At 32.5% G+C, this 4,456-nt stretch carries 3 protein-coding genes and 1 pseudogene; all 4 read left to right on the top strand.

The window, feature by feature from the left end:
• Positions 1-1,021, top strand: a pseudogene (locus B9N71_RS13105) (hypothetical protein); the annotation flags it as partial.
• A gap of 3 nt (positions 1,022-1,024) precedes the next feature.
• Positions 1,025-1,984, top strand: a complete 960-nt coding sequence (locus tag B9N71_RS11750; protein ID WP_085166048.1) for a hypothetical protein — start codon at positions 1,025-1,027, stop codon at positions 1,982-1,984.
• 103 nt (positions 1,985-2,087) lie between these two features.
• A complete protein-coding gene (locus B9N71_RS11755) occupies positions 2,088-3,191 on the top strand; it encodes a M23 family metallopeptidase (RefSeq protein WP_085166049.1) in 1,104 nt (367 codons plus the stop codon).
• 16 nt (positions 3,192-3,207) lie between these two features.
• Positions 3,208-4,209: a hypothetical protein gene (locus tag B9N71_RS11760; protein WP_085166050.1), complete on the top strand. Its 1,002-nt coding sequence runs from the start codon at positions 3,208-3,210 to the stop codon at positions 4,207-4,209.
• The last annotated feature ends 247 nt before the right edge of the window (positions 4,210-4,456 follow it).

Consider the following 4,456-nt stretch of genomic DNA (forward strand, 5'->3'; position numbering starts at 1 on the left):
GTGGCAACAAGTGGCACAAGCGCAAGCTCAAACTCAAACTCAAACTCAAACAACCAGCACTGAACAAAGCGATGCGAATGTTAATACTGATACACCGAAACTATCCAATCTATCAACTGACGGCAAGGCATGGTTTATTCATCCAGTGGCGATGGTGGATTATTTTCAAGAAGAAAAAATAGATATTATTGTTTTTTATATTTATTTAGATGGTCGAATACAAAAGTACATACCATCATTTATTGAAGATGAGAATCAAAATAAGTATCGCTATGTCATTGTCGATGGACAAGATAACAAGCATAAGGTTTGTGATTTGGAATATATCAGAATTAAAGAGAAAGTTAGAAAAGCATTTAATCCTAATCAACCCAAAACTTTTTATAAGACTAAGGGTCCTAGTGATATTGCTTCAGATGTAAATGATGGAGATACTAAATATCGAATTATTTATGCCAATGGTGAAATTGCTGAATGGGGTAAACATGACAGATATTACAACGTGAAATCGAAAAATCCAAACTCATGGCGCGTTTTCGGTGTAAATAATAATGAAGTGGAATTGCTAAGAATGCCTGATTCATTAAATAAACACTATGGTAATTTAAATATTGAATATAATTTCCATAATTCAAAGCGCCGTTATGCCAATCCTGGTTTGTTTGCAGCCATGTTGGGGAGTATAGCTGTTTATAATAAAACTGTTACTACTACAGGTAGTGCATTTCAATGGGGTTCTTGTTTTCCAAGTGCATTACATATTAATGGTATGGCTATTGACTTTGAGTATAAATCAAAAAATAACCAAGGTGGTTATTATCCTCATTCGTCTCAACAATATCAAAACGATTTAGCATTTTTAAATGCGATGCGACTATTTTTTGATAAGATCCGTGTTGGAGAGCATTCTCATTTTAAAGAATTTAGACAATTATCCGGTGTTGTAGACGGTGGTTCTTTACATAACTCTCACTTTCATGCTGACTTTTCACTAACTAAAATTGAAGAAATTAAGGAGTAAATTATGAAGCATTCCTTTTATATCGGTATTGTTTTTTCTTTGGTTAGTGCATACTGCTATAGTCAACCATTTGATATAGAAGAAAAATACCGAGGTAATTCATTTTTTAGTAGAGTAAACATGCAAAAACTATGGAAAGATTGTACACTACCTTTAGACTTTGAGGAACTTGATGTTTCAAAGCAAACCGAAATAAGAAACCGTTGTCAGTTGTATAATTTTAGTTCTTATTTTGATAATGTGTATGACTTGATTGATAAAAGAACAGTAATATATCAGAAAAACGATTTAACGTTACGATTAAGTAAAGAAAATTTTAGTTTCAAGCAAGAAGATGATTATTATTCTGGTGTTAAATTGATTTTATTTTTAATAAAAAATAATGAAATTAAAGATAAAATAACTCTTGCTAATTATTTTACAAATGAAACAACCTTACTTTCAGTTGGTTACCAATATTTTTATATCTCACCAAGTGGCGATATTTATACTTTATCCTTAATAGAAATGGATGATGGAATCGGTCCTCAAAGATGGAGACATTATAAAATTGATGTGAAAAATCTAAAATTTCATTTAGCTCAGATATACGATTTTCGTCATCAAGTTACTTTTCCTGATAATTTCACTATCTTACCAGATCCAGAACAAGACAAATATTATGAAAAGGGACAATTTGAAAAGTGCTTAAAAGACGAATCTGAAGATTTTTGCGATATAGAAGATGTTTATTTTTATTATCTCGATCAAATAAAACACAAAACGGTACAACTTGCCCGAAAAACCAATTCAACGAAAAATTTATTTTTCCCACTCAAAAAGAATCGGGATAAATTGTGTTTAAGCCAAAATGAATTTTTAATTAACAATGAATTATTTCCCTATTTTGATGACATAGTTTTATGTGAAATAAAACAATTAAAGCAAGAAATAAAACGCGTTGAGATAGAGTTAGCAAAATAATATTGATTTAAAAAAGCAAATAAACAGTTTGTAATATGCAATTATATTAATTAAGGAAGGATTACGCCGAAGCTGGACAGCGGAGCTGATAGGGCATTTACTGGTGAAATATGAAAGCGAATGGTATGCCGATGAAGCGTTAAGCAAATGGAACGAAATTGATGACTTATTTGAAGAAGAAAAGCAACAACAAAAAGAGCTTATTGAAGCGGGATTAGATGAGCTTGGCATCACCGAGCCTTACCTCCGTGATTTTGCCTTAGACGTGGTGGACGAAGCGCATAAACATGTCAAATCAAACTGGCAACTTGAAAAAGCGCAGCGCATTAAACCATCACTGTGGTGGAAACAAGTGGCACAGGCGCAAGCTCAAAATCAAAATCAAACAACCAGCACAGAACAAAGCAATGCGAATACTAATACACCAAAACTATCCAATCTATCCGCAGACGGCAAGGCTTGGTTTATTCATCCGGTGGCGATGATGGATTATTTTAAAGTTGAAACAACAAAACTTTGGCATGAGCCTTTAGAATACCCACAACGAACGTGTTATAGTTCAAACCACAATCCTAATAATTGGAATGGTGCTTTTGGTTATATGAGAGATGAAGGAGCTAAAGCTCATACTGGGTTAGATCTATTTGCGGATATAAATACCCCTTGCTATGCCTGTTTAGATGGTGAAATAGTCCAATATGACGTAGAAAGTGGATATGGCAATGTGTTGGTTATCGAAGTGAAAGGTGATGATTTACGCGCATCAAGAAATGACTATACGCTTGAATTTACTGACAGCACCAAAAAAGTGAAAGAGATAGTCCAAGCCGATAATTTTAATATTAATGCTGACTATTTTTACTTACGTTATTGTCATTTAAGTAATAAACGTGCTGACTTAAAAGTTAGGGACAAGGTTAAATCGGGCGATTTGATAGGCTATACAGGTGATACAGGTAACGCTAAAGGACTTTGTAACCCTCATTTACATTTTGAAATCGCTATGAATCAAAATGGTAATCGAACTAATACAGGCAGTCTACAAAAGGATAGATTAGCCTACAAAATTAATCCAGCCTTCTTCGTTAACTTACAGCCAATAGTTGAAGATGAACAGACAAAAGTAAAAGAGAGAAGAGAGAAAGAAGAGCAGGCTAGAAAAGAGAAAGAAGCGAAAGCAAAACAGCAACGCACAAAACAAAAATAAATTAAGGAATAACAAGATGAATTATATCAAGTCTATTTTACTTATAATATTCTTAATACCGACAATTAGCCAAGCAGCATTATATCGTATTTACACAGGCACCATTGGTCAAAATAAAGCTGAATTTTATTTTGATGATGATTTTGCTGTTTATATTGATAGTAAAGATTATCAGGTTAAGAATTTTGATTATATAAGAAAAAGTAGTTATCCAACTAAATTTAAATCTAATAATGTAAATTCATCAGATAAAATAGTGATTGAAAATGTTGACAGTCATACTTTTTATTCTGCATCAGAAAATGATCAACAATTAACAGGCTATACCCTTAATGGTGATAAGGTAAATTTACATAAAACATTTGAATATGAAAAATATAATGAGCAACATCCATTGAGTGAAGCAGAGTTTAATAATATTGAATTTTTACAACAAAGTAGCACTAAAGACTTTTATTTTAAGGTGATAATATCTAAGAAAAAAAAGGAAGAAGTAGAGATTGTGGGGATTAAAATTTATAGCAAACTTGATGGTCGCCTTATTCAAACTATTACTGGTATACAAGGATGCAAGTTTAATTCTTATGTTAGTATTATGGCTACTGGAACTGATTTTAATTTTGATGGTGATAATAATGATTTTTATCTGAGTAAAAGTAGAAATTATGGTCCTAATCAAATAACAGAATACTACGTTTATGACAAAACCCAACAACAATTTGTTAAATTAAATCTCGATGGTAATGGTTTTCGTTTTGATGATGAAGAAAAAGAGGCCACTAGCTACAAAACCTGCCCAGGTAAAAAAGACAATGACGAAATATCGCTAATCGATGATTTTAAATACATAGGCAATAATCGCTATAAACGTGTCAAAACTGAATGCCTGTATAAATCGGGACACTATCTAAACAAAAAAAGTAACCAATTTGAATATAAAAAACAAAGGGCGTGCAAACCCAAAGAAATAAAAGATTGTCGAAATTATATTGATACTAATGATTATGATGATTATTAATGGCACGGAGCTAATTATGTAGCTGAACTCATTCTTGGCGGAAAGGGACAAAATACGACATTACCGAGTGTCTATTCTGAGCCTGCAAATAATGATGATTTTTTCACTATTCGCTTTATGATTGAAAACAAGCCATACTGGATAGCCGCCAGTAAAGTCTTACACCTTAATGGCGAAGATGGGCAACTCAATTCAAGCGTAAGTTATTGGCGTGATTTTCCGTTATCATTAGATAACAGCCTTTCTC

The sequence above is a fragment of the Gilliamella bombi genome, from assembly GCF_900103255.1.
Lineage (GTDB): Bacteria > Pseudomonadota > Gammaproteobacteria > Enterobacterales > Orbaceae > Gilliamella > Gilliamella bombi.